Genomic DNA, 21,164 nt, shown 5'->3' with positions numbered 1-21,164 from the left:
CCGCGCCGCCGCCCGCGACGCCGACTACCGGGTGCGCGTGGTGGTGCTGCGCGGCTTACTATATGGCCCCACCGAGTACAGCGCCAGCCGCACCACGGTGTTTGGGGCCCTGAGCGACCGGCGCGAGCCGGTAGCCCTCACGGCGGCCGAGTGGCTGCTGGCCCACGCCCGGGGCGAAACCGGCGACGCCCTGGCCGCCGAAGCCACCCGCCACGACGCCTGGCGCGTGCGGGCCACACTGCTGGCAGCGGCCCTGAAGGTGGCCAGCCCCGCCAGCCGCCCCAGCATCGCGGGCACGGTGGAGAAGCGTTACGGCGCGGCTGCTTCGGTGTACGAAAAAGGCTACTTGCTGCAAGCGTTGGGCGAAAACGCGGGCAGCTTCGACTTCTTGCAGCGCGAGGCCTTTGCCGCGGGGCAGTCGCCGGTGGTGGGGGGCTACGCGCTGGGGGCCCTGGTGGCCGCCCGCCGCCAGGCTGATTTCCCGGCCGGCCGCCAGGCTGATTTTGCCGGGGCCCTGCGCCAGGCCTTGGCCGGCGGCGACGTGGCCCAGCTCGGTACCGCCGCCGAAGCTTTTGCCGACCCCAAGCTGGTGCCCGCCGCCGCGCCCGCCGACCTGGAGGCCCTGCGCCAAGCCCAGGCCAACCTGCAACTGCCGCGCGACATTGAGGCCTGGCAGGGCTTGCAGCAGGCGCTCGACAAGCTAACCCGCGCCCCGCAGCCCACGCCGAGCCCCGTGGGCCAGGCCCGCCAGCACCCCATCGACTGGGCCCTGGTGCAAAGCGTTCCGACCAACCAGCGCGTGAAAATCAGCACCACCCAGGGCGATATCGTGCTGGAATTGAAGGTGAACGACGCGCCCGGCTCGGTGGCCAGCTTCGTGGCGCTGGTGCGGCGGCATTTCTACGACGGGCTGTATTTCCACCGCGTGGTGCCCGATTTTGTGGCCCAGGGCGGCGACCCGCGCGGCGACGGCTCGGGCAGCACCGACTACACGCTGCGCTCGGAGTTTGGCGACCTGCGCTACCGGGAAGGCAGCGTGGGCCTGGCCTCGGCCGGCAAAGACACGGAGAGCTGCCAGTGGTTCATCACCCACACGCCCACCCCGCACCTCGACGGCCGCTACACCATTTTTGCCCAGGTAATCAGCGGAATGTCCACGGTGCACCACCTCGAAATCGGGGATAAAATCGTGGCCGTGGAGCTGGTGGCTAATCCGTAGGAATGCGGGTAAGAAATGCTGTGGCAATGGTCATGCTGAACGCAGTGAAGCATTTCTAACACTTCGTTGAACAGCTCATACGAAGCAGGAAAGATGCTTCACTGCGTTCAGCATGACCGTTTCGAAGCCTTCTTAACAACCTGCCTTACGCACCCTAAAAACGCATCATTTTATCCTGAACAAGGTTGCTTATGTTGTTGATTAATAATCCTTTTTCCACCGAGCGGCTCACGGGCTATGCCACGCAGCTGGTGTCGCTGGTGGTGCTGTACCTGCCCCGGCTGGCCGTGGCCCTGCTGGTGCTGCTGGTGGGCTGGTGGGTGGTGGGCTGGGCCAGCCGCCTGGTAGCAGTGGCCACCGAGCGGCTCGATGTGTCGCTGCGCTTGTTCCTTACCAGCATGTTCAGCATTGCCCTCAAAGTGCTGCTGCTCATCAGCGTAGCGGGGATGGTGGGGTTGCAAACGACGTCATTCGTGGCCATATTGGGGGCCGCGGGCTTGGCCGTGGGCCTGGCCCTGCAAGGCACGCTGGCCAACTTTGCCGGCGGGGTGCTCATCCTGGTGTTCAAGCCGTTTATGGTGGGCGATGCCATCGAGGCCCAGGGCAAAAGCGGCGTGGTTCAAGCCATCCAAATCTTCAACACGCTGCTGCTCACGCCCCACGGCGATACCATAATTCTGCCCAACGGCTCCACCTCCAACGGCGTGATTGTCAATAAGTCGTCGGGCAGGCACGCGCTGGTGGAAATCCAGGTGGACGTGGACGCGAGCACCGACGTGGCCGCCCTGCGCGCCCGCACCCTGCCCGTGCTGCAAGCCGACCCGCAGGTACTGGCCAGCCCCACCCCAACGGTGGACGTGGTGGCCATCAAGGCCGGTACCACCACGGTGGCGTTTCGCGCCCACACCCTGCCCGGGCAGGACGACGCCGCCTTCAACCGCCTCCTTGAGCGGTTGCAGCCCGTCGTTTACCCACCCCAGAAGCCAGCTGCCGCGTAGGCCCCGGGGCCCTATTCCGCGTGGGGCAGGGAGAAGCCGGTGTGCGCGGCCACTGAATAACCAGGATCGTTTGTGTTAATCCTAACAGCTTCAGGCAGCTATTACCTGCCCAGCGCAGTGCGGCCCCGGGGCCCCGGCAGTATTGCCAGGGCCCCGGGGCCGCACTTGTTTAGGCAACGTTGCCTTGGAAATTACTTGCCGCCGTGCATTTGCGAGGGGGGCGAGGTGGCCTCCACGGCCGAGAAGCTTTCGAGGATTTTGTAGGTGTGCTCGGCGCCTTGGGGCACTACCCACGAGTTGCCTTGCTCCAGCACCACTACCTGGCCGGCCAGGTGCAGCTCGGCCTTGCCGCTGAGCACGTAGCCCACGGTTTCGTAGGCGGCGGCGCTGGGGGCCTTGGGCTCGCCGGGCTGCTCATTTTCCCACATGCGCATGGAAACGTGCTTGCCGGAAGCCAGGAATTTTTCGCCCTCGGGGCCCTTGGGGGAGTAGCGCGAATCAACTTTGGTGATGGTGGTATCGGACATTTTGGAAGGATTTAAAGCAAAAAGAAAAGCGCTGATTGCCGCTAGGATAACGGCCGGCACCGGGCCGCGGTTGCCCAGCCAGCCCCAAACCTTCCGCCGCCCGCGGGGTTGAACCGGTTGGCTTTGCCCGTTTATAATTTTCCTTTGCTTGCCGTGACCACCACTTCCGCTGGTTTTGCCACCCACCTGGCCCACGCCCACGCCGCCGTGCCCGATGCCCTGCCCGGAGCCGCCTTCTGCGCCTTGGCCGACAACCTGCTGGCCCTGCTCTTCCCTGAGCGCGCCGAGCGCCCCCTCACCAGCGCCGACGCCGTGGCCGCCGAGCTGCACCGCTTCGGGGCCGAGCTGGGGGCCCTGCTGGCCAACGTGCCGGGCCTGCCCGCGCCCGCCGCCACGCTGGCCGCCGAGTTCACGGCCCAGCTGCCGCTGCTGCGCGAGGCCCTGCTGCGCGACGCCACCGCCATTCTTGCCAGCGACCCCGCCGCCCAGGACCGCGCCGAGGTCATCAGCACCTACCCCGGCTTTTATGCCACGGCCCTGCACCGGCTGGCCCACGCCCTGCACCAGCGCGGGCTGCCGCGCCTGCCGCGCCTGCTGGCCGAGCACGCCCATCAGCGCACGGGCGTCGACATCCACCCCGGGGCCCGCATCGGCCCGGCGTTCTGCATCGACCACGGCACGGGCATCGTCATCGGCGAAACGGCCGAAATTGGGGCCAACGTGCAGATTTACCAGGGCGTCACACTCGGGGCCCTCAGCGTAACCAAGGGCTTGCAGGGCCACAAGCGCCACCCCACCATCGAGGACCAGGTGGTGATTTACGCCGGAGCTACCATCTTGGGGGGCAGCACGGTGGTGGGCACGCGCAGCATCATCGGTGGCAACGTGTGGCTCACCGAAAGCGTACCCTCGCACTCGCGCGTGTACCACCGCGCCCAAATCCACATCTCCCGCTCCGAAGACCCGGCCAACGAGCTGATGTTTTCAATTTGAGGGAATTGCCGGCTAACCCTGAGCTGGCTTTACTGTTCCGTCGCTTTATGCCTTTGACTTTGTTATCAAGCCGATGTTGTCCTTGCCGACTAACGTCCGCCGTTTTCCTTTCTTATCTTCCTTCCCATCCGCAACGTAAGTAATCTGATGAAAGTCAACAACATCCTCGAAACCATTGGCCACACGCCGCTGCTGCGCCTTAATAAATTGTTTGCCGATACCCGCCCCGACGTGGAGGTGTGGGTGAAGCTGGAACGCACTAACCCCGGCGGGTCCATTAAGGACCGCATTGCGCTGGCCATGATCGAGCAGGCCGAAAAGGACGGCCTCCTCACCCCCGACAGCCTCATCGTGGAGCCCACCTCGGGCAACACCGGCGTGGGCCTGGCCCTGGTGGCCGCCGTGAAGGGCTACAAAATCACGCTCGTGATGCCCGAGAGCATGAGCATCGAGCGCCGCCGCCTAATGGCCGCCTACGGCGCCGGCCTGGAGCTGACGCCCCGCGAAAAGGGCATGAAGGGCGCCATCGAAAAGGCCCGCGAAATGGTGGCTGCCACCCCCGGCGCCTGGATGCCCATGCAGTTCGACAACCCCGCCAACGTGCGCATCCACGCCGAAACCACGGCCCAGGAGATCCTGCACGACATGCCCGAGGGCTTCGACTTCCACATCACCGGCGTGGGCACCGGCGGCCACATCACGGGCGTTACGGAGGCGCTCAAGCCGCTGTTCCCGAACATGAAAACCTTCGCCGTTGAGCCCGAGGCCTCGCCCGTTATTAGCGGTGGGGCCCCAGGGCCCCATCCCATCCAGGGCATCGGCGCGGGCTTCATCCCCGAAAACCTGCACACTGCCATCCTGGACGGTGCCATCCAAATTACCCAGGCCGAGGCCTACGAGATGACGCGCCGCGCCGCCCGCGAGGAAGGTCTGTTCTGCGGCATCTCGTCGGGCGCCAGCCTGGCCGCCGTGGGCAAGAAGCTGGCCGAAGTGCCCCAGGGCGGGCGCGTCCTCACCTTCTGCTACGACACCGGCGAGCGGTACTTGTCGGTGGATGGCCTATTCGTGTAGGGCCCCGGCGCGTAGTGCGCTAAGTGTAAAACAAAAAAGAGGGCCCCGCCGAAGCGGGGCCCTCTTTTTTGTAGCCGAAACATTCGGCGCTAAACGGCCTGCGCTTCGAAGCCGGCTTCCTGCACCAGGGCGGCTACCTGCGGGGCCCCCAGCGTGGTGTGCACCGTGAGGAGCTTGTCGGGACTGGCCGTGTCGACCTGCCAGGTTTCGATGGCGGGCTCGCCGTTGAGGGTGGGGGTAATGGCGCGCACGCAGCTAGCGCAATTGATGGTGGTTTTGAACTGTAGGGTAGCCATGAGCGGATAAGAGTAGGAGTGAGGCCGCAACGCGCAGCTGAGTATCTAACAAGCCGGGGGGCCATTCGGTGCCGGGGCCCCGGTGCAGAATTGTGCCCGCTGGCAATGCAATTTGGCGAGGCCCTGAAAACAGAAAAGCCCGGTTCGCTTGCGGACCGGGCTTTAAAAAAAGTGGAGAATATCGGAGTCGAACCGATGACCTCTTGCATGCCATGCAAGCGCTCTAGCCAACTGAGCTAATCCCCCGTTTTTGTGGGTTACCGCGGCGCCTATTGCGATTTGGTTCTGCAAAAGTAAGGCCCCGGCGCACATTGGCAAGGGCCCCTGGTACTTTTTTTGCCCGGCCAAAGCCAACGCCCAACTAATCAGCCAGAAAAAAAGCGGGCGGAACCGAAGTTCCGCCCGCTTTTTAAGGCAACGTGGGCCGAAAGGCTTAGTTGAAGAGGTAGCGCACGCCCACCTGGCCCTGCCAGCGCGAGCCAAGGCTGCCAGTGTTGTTGCGGAACGTGTCCGTTAGCTTCACGCCGGCCGTCTGCGAGCCGTCGGTGGCTACGGACGGGTTGGTCAGGTAGCGGTACTCAAATACGGGCTGGCCAGCGGCGTTGTAGCCGTCAAACGTCAGCGGGTTGCTGCGGTTGGGTACCTGGAAAGTGCCCCAGTTGCTGTTGAGCAGGTTGCCGATGTTGAAGATATCGATGCTCAACTGCAAAGTGTTGCGGTTGGTGCCGATGTTGGTGAAGATGTCCTGGAGCAAGCGCATGTCCAGCGAGTGCTGCCAGGGCAGCACGGCGCCGTTGCGCTCGGCGTACTCGCCGCGGTGCTGGCTCAGGTACTTGTCCTGGTTGATGAAGTTGTCCAGGTCGGTGAACTGCTGCGCCGCGGTGTAGGTGCCACCCCCCTGGGCAGCCGTGAGGTTGATGTTGCGCAGGTTGATTTCGTTGGCGTTGCGCGGGATGTACATCAGGTCGTTCGACGTCTGGTTGTCGCCGTTCATGTCACCCGAGTACACGTACGAGAAGCGGCCGGCGGGGCCCCTGGTAGAACATGGACAGCGTGGTGCCCAGGTGGCCCAGGTACTCGTGGCGGTACGATAGCGAACCAATCACGCGGTGCTGCAACAGAAACTGCGAGTAGCTCAGCACCTCGGCGTTCGGATCGCCCGATACCGAGCGGTCGCGCCAGATGGACTGGGCAATCGAGCCGCCGTCGTTCACCGAGCGGGCGTCGGAGTAGGTGTAAGCCGCGCTGGCGTATACGCCGTTGTTGAAGGTCTTCTGCAGCTGCGCCGTAATGGCGTAGGAGTAGCCCTTGTTCGTATTCTTCATCAGGATGGCGTCGCTGATGTTGGGGTTAGCAGCCGTGGCACCGCCGCGGCCCGCGTAAATCTGGTAGTTGCGGGTAGCGGTTACTAGGCCAGCGTTGTTGCCCGTCTGGGCGGCGCCGAGCGTGTAGAAAATAGGCCGGGCATCAGCCCCGGCCGAACGGGCAAACGGGTTGGCTTCCGTGCCGGGCAAGTTCACGTTCTGGTGGTACACCGAGTTTACGTCCTTCGTGTAGAAGGCCTCTAGGGTACCAATCAAGCCGCCGAACAGCTCCTGATCGATGGCCAGGTTGGTGCGCCACACCTGTGGGAACTTGAAGTTCTGGTCCGTTACGGCCAGGTTGTAGGCCGTGTTAGCCGCGGCGTTCTGCGGCCGGTAGGCGTCGGGGTTCGGGCTGAACGGGTAGATGGACGCGTTCGGGTTGGTGCCCACGGCCACCGCGCCCGAAGTGCTGAAGGAGCCGAACTGCACACCGTTGTTGCTGGCCTGGTTGGAGAGCCACACGAATGGCACGCGGCCGGTGAAGATGCCCGTACCGCCGCGCAGCTGCGTTTTGCGGTCGTCGTTCACGTCCCAGTTAAAGCCCACGCGGGGCGAGAACAGCACTTGCTTCTTGGGCAGGTTGCCGGTGTTGATCTTCACCCCGTCGCGGAACGTAAGGGCCGCGGCGTTGGTGTTCTGCTGCAGGTCCGACGTCACGAAGGGCAAGTCGGCGCGAACGCCGTAGGTCACGCGCAGGTTGCTGCGGGGCGACCACTCATCCTGCAAGTACAGGCCAAACTGAGCTGCCTGAATGTCGGCGTAGGGGAACTGGCCACCGGGCAGGGCCGAGTATTGCAGGTTGTAGCGCTGGGGCCCCAGGCGAGTCGCGCCGGCCGCCAGCGGCGTGGCGGTAGCCGTGCCGCGGTCGTAGCTAAAGCCCGCCGAGTTGTAGAAATCCTCCAGCGAGTTGAACGAGTAGTTGCCGTAGTAGTTCGGCGCGAAGCCGTTGCGGAACTTGTAGTATTCGTTGTAAGTACCCACCGTCACGTTGTGCTTACCGAGATAGGCGGTGAAGTTGTCGCCGAGCTGGTACACGTCCGAGTTCAGCAGGTTGAAGGCGGTGAAGGGCTCGTAGCCAAACGAGGTCAGCGAATTTTGAGCGGTAATACCGGCCAGTTGCGTAGCCGTAGTGCTGGGGCCGGTAGCCGTTCCGATGTCAACCAGCGGGAAGGGGCTGCCGCCGAGGCTGGAGCGCAGGTCGCGGAAAGCCGAGTAGCCACCCGTCAGGTTGTTCGAGTATTTGCCGCTGCCGAAGGTGCTGTTCAACTCGGCAATGATCGAGTTCAGGTTGTTGTTGATGGTATAGTACGACGATAGGAAGGGCAGGCCGAAGTACGACTGCGAACGCTGGCCGGCGATGGCGCCGGAAGTGCTCGGTGGGATATCGGAGTACGACTTCAAGTAGTTGTACTTGATGTTGAAGCGGTGGTTCTGGCTGATGTTCCAGTCCAGGCGGGCCGTAATCTTGTCGCTGTTCGAACGGAGCACAAAGTTCTCGTACGGCCCGGCGCTGTAGCCGTACTGGGCCTGCAAGAAGCTGCTCAGCGCATCCAGGTCGCGGCCCGAAGCCGTGGACACCGTGCCGCCGAGGGGCGGCGTGGTGGTGCCGCGGTTGGCGGTGTAGTTGCCCGTGGGCGGGTCGTTGCGGCGCTCGCGCTCGGCGTTAAGGAAGAAGAATAGCTTGTCCTTAATGATGGGGCCCCCAATGCGGAAGCCGACGTTGTTCAGGTTAAAAGTGGGGTAGGGCGAATCCACGTTGCCCACCTTGCTGCCCACAAACTGTTGGTTGCGGTAGAAGTCGTAGATCGAAGCCGAAAACTTGTTGCTGCCCGAACGGGTCACCACGTTGATGCCGGCGCCGGTAAACGAACCCTGGCGCACGTCAAACGGTGCGATGCTCACCTGAATCTGGTCGATGGCGTCGAGCGAAATGGGCTGGGCCCCGGCCTGGCCGCCTACCGTCGACGACAAGCCAAAGGCGTTGTTGAAGATGGCGCCGTCAACGGTGATGTTGTTGAAGCTGCTGCTGCGGCCGCCGAAGCCCTGGCCGTTGGCCTGGGGCGTGAGGCGGGTGAAGTCGGCTAGCGAGCGGTTCAGGGTGGGGAGGCGCTCGATGGTTTCGCGCTGCACGGTGGTGCTGGCGCCGGTGTGGCTGGCGTTCATCACCGGGTCGCGGCGGCCGCTCACGGTCACCTCGGTCAGCTCGGTCGAAGCGTCGTCCAGCTTCACGTCGAAGCGCAGGTTCTGGCCCAGGCTCAGGAATACGCCGTCGCGCTGCACGTCGCGGTAGCCCACGAAGCTCACCTTAACGGTGTAGGGGCCCCAACGCGCATGTTCTGCAGGTTGAAGCGACCGTCGGAGTTGGTCGGCACCACGTACTGGGTGTTGGTGGGGGTGTGCACGGCGATAACCGTGGCGCCGGGCAGGCCCATCCCGGTCTTGTCCGAGATTACCCCGTTCATGGCGGCTGTGGTGGTGCCCTGGCTCCAGCCCAGGTGGGCCGTTAGCATCAGCAGCATCAGCAGCAAATAGCGTAAACGTAAAAGATTCATACGAAAAGGGTTAGTAAAAAAATAGATGTGGCAAAAAGGGAATTTGGAATGGAAGCGGCGAAGCCAGATCAGTGTTAAGCCAATGTTATCCAAAACAATATTGGTTTGACCCACCAAATGGCTAGGCAAAGGTAATGGGTAGCTTTTACAAACGGGGGCGCACCGCGCGGATGAACCGGCTCAGATAATAGTCGGATTCGAAGCTGTTTTCGACCACGCCCAGCGAGCTGGAGGCGTGAATAAAGTCCACCCCGTCGGCGTTGGCCACCGTGACCATGCCCACGTGGGTGATGGTGCGGCTGCCGGGCGAGGCCCCAAAAAAGATCAGGTCGCCGGGGCGCAGGTCGCGGGCCGCTACGGGGTCGCCCCACACGGCCTGCTCGTTAGAAGAGCGCGGGATGGATACGCCCGCCTCGCCGAACGCCAGCTGTAGCAGGCCCGAGCAATCGAGCCCCAGCCGCGTGGTGCCCCCAAACAGGTACGGCGTGCCCTGGTAGGCGCGGGCCGCGTCGATGACGGTGGCCAGCGTGCCGGTGGCGCTGCCCGCCCGAAACGGGCGCCGGGCCACGGTTTTGGTGCTGGCCCCGCTGGCGGGGCTGTACTTGTTCTTGGTTTTGAGGGCGGGGCGGGCGGGAGCCCGGCTGCCGTTCTTGAGACGCACCATGTCGCGGGCCGAGCGGTAGCGGCCGTCGCGGTAGTTGAGTTTGCGGCTGCACGCGCCCAGCACCAACGCGGCCCAGAGCCCAAACAGCAGCAGTATCTTCGTCGTCCTCCTACCCATCGGTCGCAAATATACTTTTATTCGTTGGCCGGAATAGGATCTTTGCGCTGGCAACACAATTCTTTGGTGCCACTTGTTGCTAACAGCTAATCACATACCCGCAAAATCTCATTTCCTTTTTGCCCATGCCCGACTTCAACGCCCTCACCCCCGCGCTGCTGGTGCAGCTCGAAGCCATTGTGGGGCCCGCCCACGTGGCCACGGCCCAGCGCGTGCCTGCCGAAGAGTACGCCACTTACGGCCAGGACCACACCGAGGACCTGCACTTCGCCCCCGACGTGGTGCTGACGCCCGGCACGCCCGAAGAAATCAGCGAAATCATGCGCCTCTGCCACGCGGCGCGGGTGCCCGTCACGGCCCGCGGGGCGGGCACGGGCCTCAGCGGCGGGGCCCTGCCGGTGCACCACGGCGTGGTGCTGCGCATGGCGCGCTTCAACAAAATCCTGCAAATCGACGAGCGCAACCTGCAAGCCACCGTCGAGCCCGGCGTGGTGACGGAAGCGTTCCAGAACGCGGTGCAGGCCGTGGGCCTGTTCTACCCGCCTGACCCGGCCAGCAAGGGCTCGTGCTTTTTGGGCGGCAACCTGAGCCAGAGCAGCGGGGGCCCCAAGGCCGTGAAGTACGGCGTGACGAAGGACTACGTGCTGAACCTGCAAGTGGTGCTGCCCACCGGCGAAATCATCTGGACCGGCGCCAACACCCTCAAAAACGCCACCGGCTACAACATCACCCAGCTGATGGTGGGCTCGGAGGGCACGCTGGGCATCGTCACCAAAGCCGTGTTCCGGCTGCTGCCCTACCCAAAGCAGAACATCCTGATGCTGGTGCCCTTCCGCCAGGAGGCGCAGGCGGCCGAGGCTGTGTCGGCGGTGTTCCGGGCGGGCATCGTGCCGTCGGGTATGGAGTTCATGGAGCGCGAGGCCATCGCCTGGTCGTCGGATTACCTGAAAATCCCGCTCACCCTGCCCGAAGACATCAAGGCCCACCTGCTCATCGAGCTGGACGGCCAGGACCTGGAGTACCTCTACAAGGAAGCCGAGCAGGTGTACGAAGTGCTGGAGCGCTACGACGTGGGCGAGATTTTGCTGGCCGACACCGCCACTCAGAAGGATGAGCTGTGGCGCATCCGGCGCAACATCGGCAATTCGGTGCGCTACAATTCGGTGTATAAAGAGGAAGATACCGTGGTGCCCCGCGCCGAGCTACCCGCTTTGCTGGCGGGCGTGAAGGAAATAGGGGCCCGGTACGGCTTCAAAACCGTGTGCTACGGCCACGCCGGCGACGGCAATCTGCACGTCAACATCATCCGCGGCGACCTCGACGACGAGAAGTGGAACGTGGGCCTGCGCGAGCCCATCAGCGAGATTTTCCGGCTCTGCGTGCGGCTGGGCGGCACCATCAGCGGCGAGCACGGCATTGGCCTGGTGCAGAAAGGCTACATCGGCATCGCCCTGCCCGACATCAACCTCAACCTGATGCGCGGCATCAAGCAAGTGTTTGACCCGCATGGTATTATGAACCCGGGTAAAATATTTTAGCCCGCCCGCTGCCAACGCATAGGGCCCCGGACGCACAACGGCCCGCGCTGCATTCGTGCAGCGCGGGCGTTGTGCGTCCGGGGCCCTGAACGCTTATTGCTGGCCCTTCAATTTGTCTTCGCCGCCGTAGGGCGTGCCCTCGTCGAGGGAGCCGCGCAGGCCGCCGTGGTCGGCGGCGGCGGGGGCCCCGGTGCGGCCATCGGTGGGCACGGTCTGGGCCGGGTCGGCACCGGCGTGGCCCCCGGCGGCTTCGGCGGCGCGGGCCACGTACTGGCGCTTGGCTTCTTCCTGGGGCGTGCCTTTGTACTTGTTCCACGAGTCCCACTGGCCCTGCGAAAGGCCGGCGGGGCCGCTGGCGTCGGTGGCCTCATCGGCGGCCACGGCGTCGCCTTTCATGTCCACGTCGCCGTCGGTGGCTTGCTTGTAGAGGCCGTAAAGGTCGGTCATCTGGGCGGCGGCCGCGTCGGGCGGCAGGTTGTTGACCCGCTCCACGGCGGCTTGGAACTGTTGGTCGAGGGTGGCGTCGGCGGAATTCATAGGGGAAAGAAAATGGGTGGAAACTGCTGGGTGTACTGCCTTCGCCGGGCGCAGGTTGCGGCGCCGGTTTTGCGCCGCGCTGGGGCCCCAACCGCCGGCCGTGCGTACTTTCGCCCGCAGCTTATGTGTGGAATTACCGGAGTTTTTGCCTTTTCTGATGCCGGCCGCCAATCGCTGACGCGCTTGCAGGCATCCACCGATGCCATTGTCCGCCGCGGGCCTGACTCGCAGGGCCACTTCGTGTACGACCAGTGCGGGCTGGGCTTCCGCCGCCTGGCCATCCTCGACTTGTCGGCCGACGGCAACCAGCCGATGACCGACGAGGCTGGCCGCTACACCATTGTGTTCAATGGAGAAATCTTCAATTACCGCGAGCTGCGTGAGAAGTTGATTAAAAAAGGTTGCCGGTTCCACTCGCAAACCGACACCGAGGTCATCCTCCAGCTCTACATCACCGAGGGCCGCAGCTTCATCAAAAAGCTGAACGGCTTCTTCGGCTTTGCCATCTACGACAAGGAGGAAAACTCGCTTTTCATCGCCCGCGACCGGTACGGCGTGAAGCCGCTACTGGTGTACCGCGACGAAGACCAGTTGTTTTTCGCTTCGGAGATGAAGTCGATGCTGGCCCTGGGCGTGCCGCGCAAGATTGACTACGTGGCTTTGAGCCAGTATTTGCAGCTCAACTACATCCCCGGGCCCGCCAGCATCTTCAAGGGCGTGAAGAAATTGTTGCCCGGCCATTACTTGTATGTGAAGGGTGGCAAGGTGGTGGGCAAGGCCTGGTACAAGATTCCGTACGACCCCAAGAAAACCGCCAAAAACAAGCTCAGCTACGAGCAACAGCAGAAAAAGCTGGTCGACCTGATGGACGACGCCGTGCAGCGCCGCCTCGTGGCCGACGTGCCCCTGGGGGCCTTCCTGAGCGGTGGCATCGATTCGAGCGTTATCACGGCGCTGGCCGCCCGCCACACCCCGCACCTGAGCACGTTCAGCATCGGCTTCAAAGACGAGCCATTCTTCGACGAAACCAAGTACGCCAACCTGGTGGCGGCCCGGCACAAGACCAACCATACGGTCTTCTCGTTGACTAATAACGACTTGTACGAGCACCTGCACGACATGCTGGACTACCTCGACGAGCCGTTTGCCGATTCCTCGGCCCTGGCCGTGTACATCCTAAGCCAGCGCACCCGCCAGCAGGTGACGGTGGCGCTGAGCGGCGACGGGGCCGACGAGATTTTTGGCGGCTACAACAAGCACATGGGCGAGTTCAAGGTGCGCCAGGGCGGCTTCAAGGCCGAAGCCGTGACGGGCCTGAACTTCCTGTGGGACGCGCTGCCCAAGTCGCGCAACGGCTTCTTTGGCAACAAGGTGCGCCAGCTCCAGCGCTTTTCGCGCGGCATGCTCTCCGGCGTGAAGGACCGCTACTGGGACTGGGCCACCTTCGCCTCCGAGAAGGACGCCCGGGCCCTGCTGAGCCCTGCCAGCCGCCAGAAAATTGGCAAGAAGCTGGCCGAAAAGCGCCGCAAAGACGTTCTGGAGCATCTCCACGCCGACGGTGACCTCAACGAGGTGCTGCTCACCGACATGACCTTAGTGTTGCCCTACGACATGCTCGCGAAAGTGGACATGATGAGCATGGCCAACTCGCTGGAAGTGCGCACTCCGTTCCTCGACTATAAAGTGGTGGATTTTGCCTTCTCGCTGCCCGTCAGCAGTAAGGTGAACAGCGCCATGAAAAAAAGAATCGTGCAGGACGCCTTCCGCGCTGAGTTGCCGACCGAGCTATACGACCGGCCCAAGCACGGCTTCGAGGTGCCCCTGCTGAAGTGGATGCGCAACGAGTTGCGCCCCCTCATCGAGAACGACCTGCTGGCCGACGAGTTCGTGACGAGCCAGGGCATCTTCGACGTTGACGAGGTACGCAAGCTCAAAGCCCAGCTCTTCTCGCGCAGCCCGGGCGACGTGCACGCGCGTATCTGGGCCCTCATCGTGTTCCAGACGTGGTGGAAAAAATACATGGTTTAGCAGATGAATATTTTGTTGAATCATTCCTAAGGCATAGCTTAGCTTCTATATTTCTAAATATTACACCTTAACTAATTAAAATGAAGATTGCAGTAGTAGGCACTGGCTATGTGGGCCTGGTGACGGGCACGTGCTTTGCCGAAGTAGGCATTGATGTGACCTGCATCGACATCGACCAGAAAAAAATCGATAACCTCCACAACGGCATCCTGCCCATTTATGAGCCGGGCCTGGAGGAAATGGTGAGCCGCAACGTCGAGAAAGGACGGCTGCACTTTTCCACTAACCTGAGCGAAGCCATCAAAGGCTGCGATGTGGCCTTCATCGCCGTGGGCACCCCTCCCGGCGAAGACGGCTCGGCCGACCTGAAGTACGTACTGGCCGTGGCCCGTGGCATCGGCGAAAACATCGACGAATACTGCGTTGTCGTTACCAAAAGCACCGTGCCCGTGGGCACGGCCGCCAAGGTGCGCACCGAGCTGGAGCAGGCCCTGCAAAAGCGCGGTGCATCGGTAGAATTCGACGTGGCCTCCAACCCCGAGTTTTTGAAAGAGGGCGCGGCCATCGACGACTTCCTGAAGCCTGACCGCATCGTAGTGGGCATCTCGTCGGAGCGGGCAGAAGAGGTGATGACCAAGCTCTACAAGCCGTTCCTGCTCAATGGCCACCCGATTATCTTCATGGATATCCCGTCGGCTGAAATGACGAAATATGCCGCCAACTCCATGCTGGCCACGAAGATATCGTTCATGAATGACGTGGCCAACCTCTGCGAAATCATGGGGGCCGACGTGAACATGGTGCGCCGCGGCATCGGTTCCGATGCCCGGATTGGCACCAAGTTCATCTACCCCGGCATCGGCTACGGCGGGTCGTGCTTCCCGAAAGACGTGAAGGCGCTGATTAAAACGGCCCAGGAAAACGGCTACGACATGCAGGTGCTGCGGGCCGTGGAATCGGTGAACGACGCCCAGAAATCGGTGCTGTTTGATAAGCTGAGCCGCCACTTCCAGGGCGAGCTGCGCGGGCTGCACATCGCCGTGTGGGGCCTCAGCTTCAAGCCGAAAACCGACGACATGCGCGAGGCGCCCTCGCTGGTTATCATCGAGAAGCTGCTGGCCGCGGGCTGCACCGTAACGGCCTACGACCCGGTGGCCATGCCCGAAGCCAAGCACAGCCTGGGCGACCGGATTGCCTACGCCAAGGACGAGTTTGAGGCCCTTATTGACGCCGACGCGCTGCTGGTGGTGACGGAATGGCCCGATTTCCGGGTGCCGAACTTTGGCGTGATGGCCCGCCTGATGAAGCAGAAAGCCATCTTTGACGGCCGTAACATCTACGAAGCCAAAGAGTTGAAGGAGCTGGGCTTTACCTACCACTGCATTGGCGTGAAAACCGACCACAAGGAGCCAGCTGCTTAAGTGCTTAGCTACTAGCTTGTCGCCTTTATTTAATAATTCTCTCAAAAAGCTAACGGCTAATAACCAATAGCTAAGAGCTAAAGAAAATGTCTGAAGAAAAAAAACGCATCCTCATCACCGGTGGGGCGGGCTTCCTGGGGTCGCACCTCTGCGACCGGTTTCTGGCCGAAGGCTACCACGTCATTGCAATGGATAACCTGATTACCGGGTCGCTCCAAAATATTGAGCATTTGTTTGGTAAGAAGGAATTTGAGTTCCATAATGCCGACGTCAGCAAGTTCGTGTTCGTGCCTGGCAAGCTGGATTACATCCTGCACTTCGCCTCACCGGCCTCGCCGATTGACTACCTGAAAATTCCGATCCAGACCCTGAAAGTGGGCTCGCTCGGTACCCACAACCTGCTGGGCCTGGCGCGGGTGAAGGGGGCCCGGATGCTGATTGCCAGCACGTCGGAAGTGTACGGCGACCCGGAAGTGCACCCCCAGGTGGAGGAGTATTGGGGTAACGTGAACCCCGTGGGGCCCCGTGGCTGCTACGACGAGGCCAAGCGTTTCCAGGAGGCCATTACGATGGCTTACCACAACCACCACGGCCTGGAAACCCGCATCATCCGCATCTTCAACACCTACGGGCCCCGGATGCGCCTCGACGACGGCCGCGTGCTGCCGGCTTTCCTGTCGCAGGCGCTGCGCGGCGAGAACCTAACCGTGTTCGGCGATGGCTCGCAGACCCGCTCGTTCTGCTACGTGGACGACCTGGTGGAGGGCATTTACCGCCTGCTGCTGAGTGACTACCACATGCCGGTGAACATCGGCAACCCTTCGGAAATCACCATCAAGCAGTTCGGCGAAGAAATTGCCCGCCTCACCGGCGTCGAGTTCAAGCCGACCTACCAGGCGCTGCCCGAAAACGACCCGATGAAGCGCAGGCCCGACATCACCAAGGCCAAGGAAATCTTGGGCTGGGAGCCCAAGGTGGACCGGGCCGAGGGCCTGCGCCGCACCCTGGAGTACTTCAAGGAGCACGTGAAAGTGTAATAGGGCCCCCTAGTTGTTATTTTGAAGCGGGAGCGGCGCCAAGCCGTTCCCGCTTTTTTTGTTGTGCCATGCCTGATTTTCCTGACCCCTACCTCATTGCCCTGCCCAAGCTGGGGGCCCCTGATATTGGCTACATCTCGGTAGCCGACGGGCAGGGCGCGGAAGTGCCATTTGCCGTGCAGCGCGTTTTCTGGACGTACTACACCCCCGAGAGCATCGTGCGGGGCCGCCACGCCCACCACCGCACCGAGCAGGTGCTGGTGGCCGTGGCCGGGCGCATCACCGTCGTTACCGAAACGGCCGCCGGGGCCCTGCATACCTTCCGGCTCGAAGACCCTCGTATGGGCCTGTACGTGCCGCCCTTTACGTGGCACACCATGCAGTACTCGCACTCGGCGGTGCAGCTGGTGCTGGCCTCGCAGCCCTACGACGAGGCTGACTACATCCGCGACTACGACCAGTTCCGGGCGCTGGGGCCCGGCCGGCCGGCGGGGTAGGGGCGGGGCTATCTTTGCCCGGCCCGCCGGCAGGCTACGCCGGGGGCAGCTGCTTGCACCATGCCCGGGCCCCTGCCGATTCCTTTTTTCTCGATTGTGCCCCAGCACGCGCCGCTGCGCGAGGAGGTGCTGGCCGCCGTGGCTCGCGTCTACGATTCGGCCTGGTACGTGCTCGGCGACGAAGTGGCGGCCTTTGAGCGCGAATACGCGGCTTTCAATCAAGTGCCGCATGCGGTGGGCGTGGCCAACGGCCTCGATGCCCTGGCGCTGGCGCTGCGGGCCCTGGGTGTGGGGCCCGGCGATGAAGTGCTGGTGCCGTCCAACACCTACATCGCTACGTGGCTGGCCGTGACGCACGTGGGGGCCCGCCCGGTGCCCGTGGAGCCCGATCCCGCCACCAGCAACCTCGATCCGGTGCGGCTGGTGGGGGCCCTCACGCCGCGTACCCGCGCCATTATGCCGGTGCACCTGTACGGCCAGGCGTGTCAAATGCCGGAAATCATGGAAGTAGCCCGGCAGCACGGCCTGCACGTAGTGGAGGACAACGCCCAGGCTCAGGGCGCCGCCTTCAATGGGCAACTCACTGGCAGCTTTGGGGCCCTGAACGCCACCAGCTTCTACCCCGGCAAAAACCTGGGGGCCCTCGGCGACGCCGGGGCCCTCACCACCGCCGACGCGGACCTGGCCGAACGGGTGCGCACGCTGCGCAACTACGGCTCGGCGCGCAAGTACCACAACGACGTTGTTGGCTACAACTCCCGCCTCGACGAGCTGCAGGCCGCCGTGCTGCGCGTTAAGCTCGGGCACCTGGCCGCCTGGACGGCCCAGCGCCGGCAGCTAGCCGCCTGGTACGGCCAGCACCTGGCCGGTATTAACGGCCTGCGCCTGCCAGCCGTGGCCCCCGGCGCCACCCACGTGTACCACCTCTACGTGGTGCACACCTCCCGGCGCGACGCGCTGCAACAGCACCTGGCAGCGCGGGGCATCGGCACGCTCATCCACTACCCGGTGCCGCCCCACCGCCAGCCCGCCTACGCTGGCCTCGGCCTCGCACCGGGGGCCCTGCCCATTGCCGAAAACCTGGCCGCCACCTGCCTCAGCCTGCCCCTGTGGCCGGGTATGACCGAAGCGCAGGTAGCAGCCGTAGCCGCGGCCATTCGTCAATTTTGAAGCAGTTTTGTGGCTGATAAAGTGCAGCCAAGCGGGCCGGCTGGCCACTACGCCGCGTTGCACCTCTGCCTCAGAACACCATGCCCAAGCTTTCCGTCGTCGTTCCTTGCTACTACAACGAGGAAAATATTCCGGTGACGGTGGCCGAACTGGTGGCCAACGAGGCCAACTTCGCGGCCGATGACTTGACCTTCGAGTACGTATTCGTCAACGACGGCTCGGGCGATGGCACTTTGGGGGCCCTGCGCCGGGCCCAGGCGCAGTACCCCGACCGCCTGCGTATCGTGGACTTGGCCGGCAACGTGGGTTCGTACAACGCCATTGTGGCGGGCCTGGCCCACGCCACCGGCGACTGCCTGGCCATTACTACGGCCGATTTGCAGGACCCGCCCGCCCTCATGGCCCAGATGTACGGCTACTGGCAGCAGGGCTTCAAGCTGGTTGTCGGCAACCGGCAGGAGCGCGAGGAAACCGGCGTTGGCGAGCGGCTAGCCAAGGTGTTTCACTGGTTGATGAAGCACCTGGCCCTGCGGAACATCCCCGATGGCGGCTTCGATTACGCTTTGTTTGACCGGCAGGTAGCCACCGAAATTCTGAAGCTGCACGAGCGCAACTCCAACGTGTTCTACCTCATGCTGTGGCTAGGTTTTGCGCACGTGAGCCTGCCCTACACCCGCCGCAAGCGTCAGATTGGCCAGTCGCGGTGGACGGTGACCAAAAAAATTACGCTCCTGATTGACTCGCTCGTCTCGTTTTCGTTCGTGCCCATCCGCGCTATTTCGGTGGTGGGCCTGGGCCTGGGCTTGCTGGCTTTCTTCTACGGCCTCTACGTCATCGTCCTCAAGCTGGTGCACCCCAACGAACCGGCTGGCTGGACCACCCTCATGGTGGTGCTATTATTCGTGTCCGCGTTCCAGATGATAGCCTTGGGGGTAATCGGCGAGTACGTGTGGCGCGGGCTCGATGCCGCTCGCAACCGTCCCTTGTACGTGGTCAAAGACCTCTATTGAGGGCCCCTTGCCGAAAGAAAGGCCAAGTTCTCGCAGGGGATAGCCACAAAGGCGGTGGTCTAAAGCAGGGTGGTCCGGCGAATTGACCGAAGCGCTTCGTCGGGCCTGTCTTACCAAAAAACACCGGCTCCTGTTAATCGCCCGAGTGGTTCGACGACAGAAAAAGCCGCCGAACTACCTCACTTTAGACCACCACCGGCACAAAATGGAATAAGTTAGGGAGGGCCCCACTTGCATAAATCAACGGCTCTTTATTGGTATAGTTCAATTTGATGTTTTGCGGGAGCCATTGGGATAGCGGATAATTAGCAGGGTCTGCCAGGGTGAAGCTTCGCGAAATGACCAATGGTTGCGCTAAGTAGGGCCGCAGTTACCGCAGACTAACTCCAGAGTAACTCCGACCATGCTCCAGCCATACTCCAGCCTGCCTTAAATAGGGTGGGAGGTCAGTGGGCAATTTGGAGAAAAAATGTAAAATAAGCCTGCCAAACCCATAAATAGTTGAATTAATAGCAGAAGTATAAGCGTGAGTTGATGAAGAACGATTGCATTAGTTAAGTACAATTTTGTGAAAATTCTAATATTTTTTGAAGGAGATAAATGGCTTACCGAATCCTAACTCGTTGCTCAAGCTGGCAAGTAAAAGAATTTCGTGCTTGAGCAGCGGTGTGCAAGACTGCTTAATGGGCGTATTACGGCAGTAAGCATGTAATTATGAAGCGGCAAGGGCGCTTGTGAAAAAATGAAAATTGGTAATTAGTCTTGGTGGGTATGACGGATCGCGCTTGGCAAGGGTAAAATATTGACATAGCATCTTATATCTTTGATGTTAATTGCAACGCGGAGCGGCCGAAATCCGCAATTTGTCTGGTTTCGTTGCGCTCCAATTGGTCACTTGTATTTTACTAATTCATTTTATAATCCAAACATCATTTCACGCATCATGAAACGCGCACTTATCACGGGCATTACCGGGCAGGATGGTTCCTACCTCGCCGAATTATTGTTAAGCAAAGGCTATGAGGTGCACGGCATCAAGCGCCGCTCCTCGCTGTTCAATACCGAACGCATTGACCACCTGTACCAGGACCCGCACGAGAAGAACGTGCACTTTAAGTTGCACTACGGCGACTTGAGCGACTCGACCAACCTGATCCGCATCGTGCAGGAGGTGCAGCCCGATGAGATTTACAACTTGGGGGCCATGTCGCACGTGAAAGTGTCGTTTGACACTCCCGAGTACACAGCCGACGTGGACGGCGTAGGCACGCTGCGCCTGCTCGAAGCTGTGCGCATCCTGGGCATGACCAAGAAGACGCGCATCTATCAGGCTTCGACTTCCGAGCTGTACGGCTTGGTGCAGCAGGTACCGCAGTCGGAAACGACGCCCTTTTACCCCCGCTCGCCCTACGCCGTGGCTAAGCTCTACGGCTACTGGATTACGGTGAATTACCGCGAGGCTTACGGCATGTACGCTTGCAACGGCATCCTCTTTAACCACGAGAGCCCCCTGCGCGGCGAAACCTTCGTGACGCGCAAAATCACGCGCGCCGTGGCCCGCATCGCCCTGGGCCTGCAAGACGCTTTGTTCCTGGGCAACATCGACGCCAAGCGCGACTGGGGCCACGCCAAAGACTACGTGGAAGCCATGTGGCGCATGCTCCAGCAGGACGAAGCCGAAGACTTTGTGATTGCGACCGGCGTGACCACCACGGTGCGCGAATTCATCCGCCTGGCCTTCATGGAAGTTGGCATTGAGGTGGCTTTCGAAGGCGAAGGCGTCACCGAGAAAGGCCGGGTAGTGGCCTGCCACAACCCCGAGTACCAGGTTGCTGCGGGTACAATAGTGATGGAAGTAGATGAGCGCTATTTCCGCCCGACGGAAGTGGAGCTGCTCATCGGCGACCCCACCAAAGCCAAGCAGAAGCTGGGCTGGGTGCCGCAGTACGACCTCCAGGGCCTGGTGAAGGAGATGATGCAGGCTGACGTGGACGGCGCTCGCCGTGACGAGTACCTGCGCGAAGGTGGTCACACCATCCTGAAGAACTACGCCGAATAGAGGTACTAAATGTAGCGTGGACTCTGCGAGTCCGCGCGTCTGAACGTTCAGACGCGCGGACTCGCA

General features: G+C 62.2%; 19 protein-coding genes and 1 tRNA gene. 12 read left to right on the top strand and 8 right to left on the bottom strand.

From position 1 onward, the window contains the following. Together BEN49_RS29030 and BEN49_RS23315 are read left to right on the top strand one after the other, a co-directional pair. Positions 1-1,219 (top strand): peptidylprolyl isomerase (locus tag BEN49_RS29030; RefSeq protein ID WP_204376192.1); only part of this gene is annotated, 1,219 nt, incomplete at its 5' end. 191 nt (positions 1,220-1,410) lie between these two features. Continuing rightward, on the top strand, positions 1,411-2,217 hold the full coding sequence (locus tag BEN49_RS23315; protein ID WP_070747114.1) for a mechanosensitive ion channel family protein: 807 nt from the start codon (positions 1,411-1,413) through the stop codon (positions 2,215-2,217). Positions 2,218-2,408: 191 nt separating this feature from the next. Here the strand turns inward: BEN49_RS23315 and BEN49_RS23310 are convergent, their stop codons facing one another. Then, a complete protein-coding gene (locus BEN49_RS23310; RefSeq protein WP_070747112.1) occupies positions 2,409-2,744 on the bottom strand; it encodes a cupin domain-containing protein in 336 nt (111 codons plus the stop codon). Positions 2,745-2,897: 153 nt separating this feature from the next. Between BEN49_RS23310 and BEN49_RS23305 the strand changes: the two genes are divergently transcribed. Both BEN49_RS23305 and cysK read left to right on the top strand, forming a co-directional pair. Next, positions 2,898-3,737: a serine O-acetyltransferase gene (locus tag BEN49_RS23305; protein WP_070747118.1), complete on the top strand. Its 840-nt coding sequence runs from the start codon at positions 2,898-2,900 to the stop codon at positions 3,735-3,737. A gap of 147 nt (positions 3,738-3,884) precedes the next feature. Beyond that, positions 3,885-4,808, top strand: coding sequence for a cysteine synthase A (gene cysK / locus BEN49_RS23300; RefSeq protein ID WP_070747110.1), 924 nt, complete (start codon positions 3,885-3,887; stop codon positions 4,806-4,808). An 89-nt stretch (positions 4,809-4,897) separates the two neighbouring features. Here cysK and BEN49_RS23295 read toward each other — a convergent pair whose 3' ends face one another. The 6 genes from BEN49_RS23295 to BEN49_RS23280 form a co-directional block, all read right to left on the bottom strand. Beyond that, the gene (locus BEN49_RS23295) at positions 4,898-5,104 is read right to left on the bottom strand and encodes a heavy-metal-associated domain-containing protein (protein WP_070747108.1); all 207 of its coding nucleotides are present in this window, start codon (positions 5,102-5,104) and stop codon (positions 4,898-4,900) included. 172 nt (positions 5,105-5,276) lie between these two features. Further along, a tRNA-Ala gene (locus tag BEN49_RS23290) sits at positions 5,277-5,350 on the bottom strand. Between the two features lie 187 nt (positions 5,351-5,537). Next, positions 5,538-6,113 carry a hypothetical protein gene (locus BEN49_RS26145; RefSeq protein WP_125917170.1) on the bottom strand — a complete coding sequence of 192 codons (576 nt, stop codon included), beginning with the start codon at positions 6,111-6,113 and terminating at the stop codon, positions 5,538-5,540. Continuing rightward, complete coding sequence (locus BEN49_RS23285; RefSeq protein ID WP_083326407.1) at positions 6,100-8,772, bottom strand: outer membrane beta-barrel protein; 2,673 nt, start codon at positions 8,770-8,772, stop codon at positions 6,100-6,102. The genes BEN49_RS26145 and BEN49_RS23285 overlap by 14 nt, the downstream gene beginning before the upstream one ends. Continuing rightward, positions 8,769-9,020: a carboxypeptidase-like regulatory domain-containing protein gene (locus tag BEN49_RS26140; RefSeq protein ID WP_083326406.1), complete on the bottom strand. Its 252-nt coding sequence runs from the start codon at positions 9,018-9,020 to the stop codon at positions 8,769-8,771. Before BEN49_RS26140 ends, BEN49_RS23285 begins: the two co-directional genes overlap by 4 nt. 145 nt (positions 9,021-9,165) lie before the next feature. Beyond that, positions 9,166-9,801, bottom strand: a complete 636-nt coding sequence (locus tag BEN49_RS23280) for a C40 family peptidase (RefSeq protein WP_083326405.1) — start codon at positions 9,799-9,801, stop codon at positions 9,166-9,168. 125 nt (positions 9,802-9,926) lie between these two features. Between BEN49_RS23280 and BEN49_RS23275 the strand changes: the two genes are divergently transcribed. After that, positions 9,927-11,339, top strand: a complete 1,413-nt coding sequence (locus BEN49_RS23275; RefSeq protein ID WP_070747106.1) for an FAD-binding oxidoreductase — start codon at positions 9,927-9,929, stop codon at positions 11,337-11,339. A gap of 93 nt (positions 11,340-11,432) precedes the next feature. On the opposite strand, the gene BEN49_RS23270 is transcribed toward BEN49_RS23275, so the two are convergent. Next, positions 11,433-11,876: an acyl-CoA-binding protein gene (locus tag BEN49_RS23270; protein ID WP_070747104.1), complete on the bottom strand. Its 444-nt coding sequence runs from the start codon at positions 11,874-11,876 to the stop codon at positions 11,433-11,435. 123 nt (positions 11,877-11,999) lie between these two features. Here BEN49_RS23270 and asnB point away from each other — a divergent pair, with 123 nt between their 5' ends. From asnB to gmd, 7 genes are all read left to right on the top strand, one after another. Continuing rightward, positions 12,000-13,904, top strand: coding sequence for an asparagine synthase (glutamine-hydrolyzing) (asnB, locus tag BEN49_RS23265; protein ID WP_070747102.1), 1,905 nt, complete (start codon positions 12,000-12,002; stop codon positions 13,902-13,904). Between the two features lie 80 nt (positions 13,905-13,984). Next, positions 13,985-15,325 (top strand): UDP-glucose dehydrogenase family protein, encoded by a 1,341-nt coding sequence (locus BEN49_RS23260; protein ID WP_070747100.1) that lies wholly within the window; start codon positions 13,985-13,987, stop codon positions 15,323-15,325. Positions 15,326-15,411: 86 nt separating this feature from the next. Beyond that, positions 15,412-16,362 carry a UDP-glucuronic acid decarboxylase family protein gene (locus BEN49_RS23255; protein ID WP_070747098.1) on the top strand — a complete coding sequence of 317 codons (951 nt, stop codon included), beginning with the start codon at positions 15,412-15,414 and terminating at the stop codon, positions 16,360-16,362. Positions 16,363-16,430: 68 nt separating this feature from the next. Continuing rightward, complete coding sequence (locus BEN49_RS23250; protein WP_070747096.1) at positions 16,431-16,859, top strand: sugar 3,4-ketoisomerase; 429 nt, start codon at positions 16,431-16,433, stop codon at positions 16,857-16,859. Positions 16,860-16,919: 60 nt separating this feature from the next. Further along, positions 16,920-18,029 (top strand): DegT/DnrJ/EryC1/StrS family aminotransferase, encoded by a 1,110-nt coding sequence (locus tag BEN49_RS23245; protein WP_070747094.1) that lies wholly within the window; start codon positions 16,920-16,922, stop codon positions 18,027-18,029. An 80-nt stretch (positions 18,030-18,109) separates the two neighbouring features. Next, the gene (locus tag BEN49_RS23240) at positions 18,110-19,039 is read left to right on the top strand and encodes a glycosyltransferase family 2 protein (protein ID WP_070747092.1); all 930 of its coding nucleotides are present in this window, start codon (positions 18,110-18,112) and stop codon (positions 19,037-19,039) included. 943 nt (positions 19,040-19,982) lie between these two features. Then, positions 19,983-21,098, top strand: a complete 1,116-nt coding sequence (gmd, locus tag BEN49_RS23235) for a GDP-mannose 4,6-dehydratase (protein ID WP_070747090.1) — start codon at positions 19,983-19,985, stop codon at positions 21,096-21,098. Positions 21,099-21,164 lie beyond the last annotated feature (66 nt).

The organism is Hymenobacter coccineus, from assembly GCF_001816125.1.
In the GTDB taxonomy this organism is placed as follows: Bacteria; Bacteroidota; Bacteroidia; order Cytophagales; family Hymenobacteraceae; genus Hymenobacter; species Hymenobacter coccineus.
The sequence above is the reverse complement of the archived record's forward strand: the minus strand, read 5'-3'. Positions and strand labels throughout refer to the sequence as shown.

What these genes read in the sequence shown, in the direction of transcription:
- BEN49_RS23315 (WP_070747114.1), top strand. Translation starts at nt 1,411, where the DNA reads ATGTTGTTGATTAATAATCCTTTTTCCACCGAGCGGCTCACGGGCTAT.
- BEN49_RS23310 (WP_070747112.1), bottom strand. Translation starts at nt 2,744, where the DNA reads ATGTCCGATACCACCATCACCAAAGTTGATTCGCGCTACTCCCCCAAG.
- cysK (WP_070747110.1), top strand. Translation starts at nt 3,885, where the DNA reads ATGAAAGTCAACAACATCCTCGAAACCATTGGCCACACGCCGCTGCTG.
- BEN49_RS23295 (WP_070747108.1), bottom strand. Translation starts at nt 5,104, where the DNA reads ATGGCTACCCTACAGTTCAAAACCACCATCAATTGCGCTAGCTGCGTG.
- BEN49_RS26140 (WP_083326406.1), bottom strand. Translation starts at nt 9,020, where the DNA reads ATGAATCTTTTACGTTTACGCTATTTGCTGCTGATGCTGCTGATGCTA.
- BEN49_RS23280 (WP_083326405.1), bottom strand. Translation starts at nt 9,801, where the DNA reads ATGGGTAGGAGGACGACGAAGATACTGCTGCTGTTTGGGCTCTGGGCC.
- BEN49_RS23275 (WP_070747106.1), top strand. Translation starts at nt 9,927, where the DNA reads ATGCCCGACTTCAACGCCCTCACCCCCGCGCTGCTGGTGCAGCTCGAA.
- BEN49_RS23270 (WP_070747104.1), bottom strand. Translation starts at nt 11,876, where the DNA reads ATGAATTCCGCCGACGCCACCCTCGACCAACAGTTCCAAGCCGCCGTG.
- asnB (WP_070747102.1), top strand. Translation starts at nt 12,000, where the DNA reads ATGTGTGGAATTACCGGAGTTTTTGCCTTTTCTGATGCCGGCCGCCAA.
- BEN49_RS23260 (WP_070747100.1), top strand. Translation starts at nt 13,985, where the DNA reads ATGAAGATTGCAGTAGTAGGCACTGGCTATGTGGGCCTGGTGACGGGC.
- BEN49_RS23255 (WP_070747098.1), top strand. Translation starts at nt 15,412, where the DNA reads ATGTCTGAAGAAAAAAAACGCATCCTCATCACCGGTGGGGCGGGCTTC.
- BEN49_RS23250 (WP_070747096.1), top strand. Translation starts at nt 16,431, where the DNA reads ATGCCTGATTTTCCTGACCCCTACCTCATTGCCCTGCCCAAGCTGGGG.
- BEN49_RS23245 (WP_070747094.1), top strand. Translation starts at nt 16,920, where the DNA reads ATGCCCGGGCCCCTGCCGATTCCTTTTTTCTCGATTGTGCCCCAGCAC.
- BEN49_RS23240 (WP_070747092.1), top strand. Translation starts at nt 18,110, where the DNA reads ATGCCCAAGCTTTCCGTCGTCGTTCCTTGCTACTACAACGAGGAAAAT.
- gmd (WP_070747090.1), top strand. Translation starts at nt 19,983, where the DNA reads ATGAAACGCGCACTTATCACGGGCATTACCGGGCAGGATGGTTCCTAC.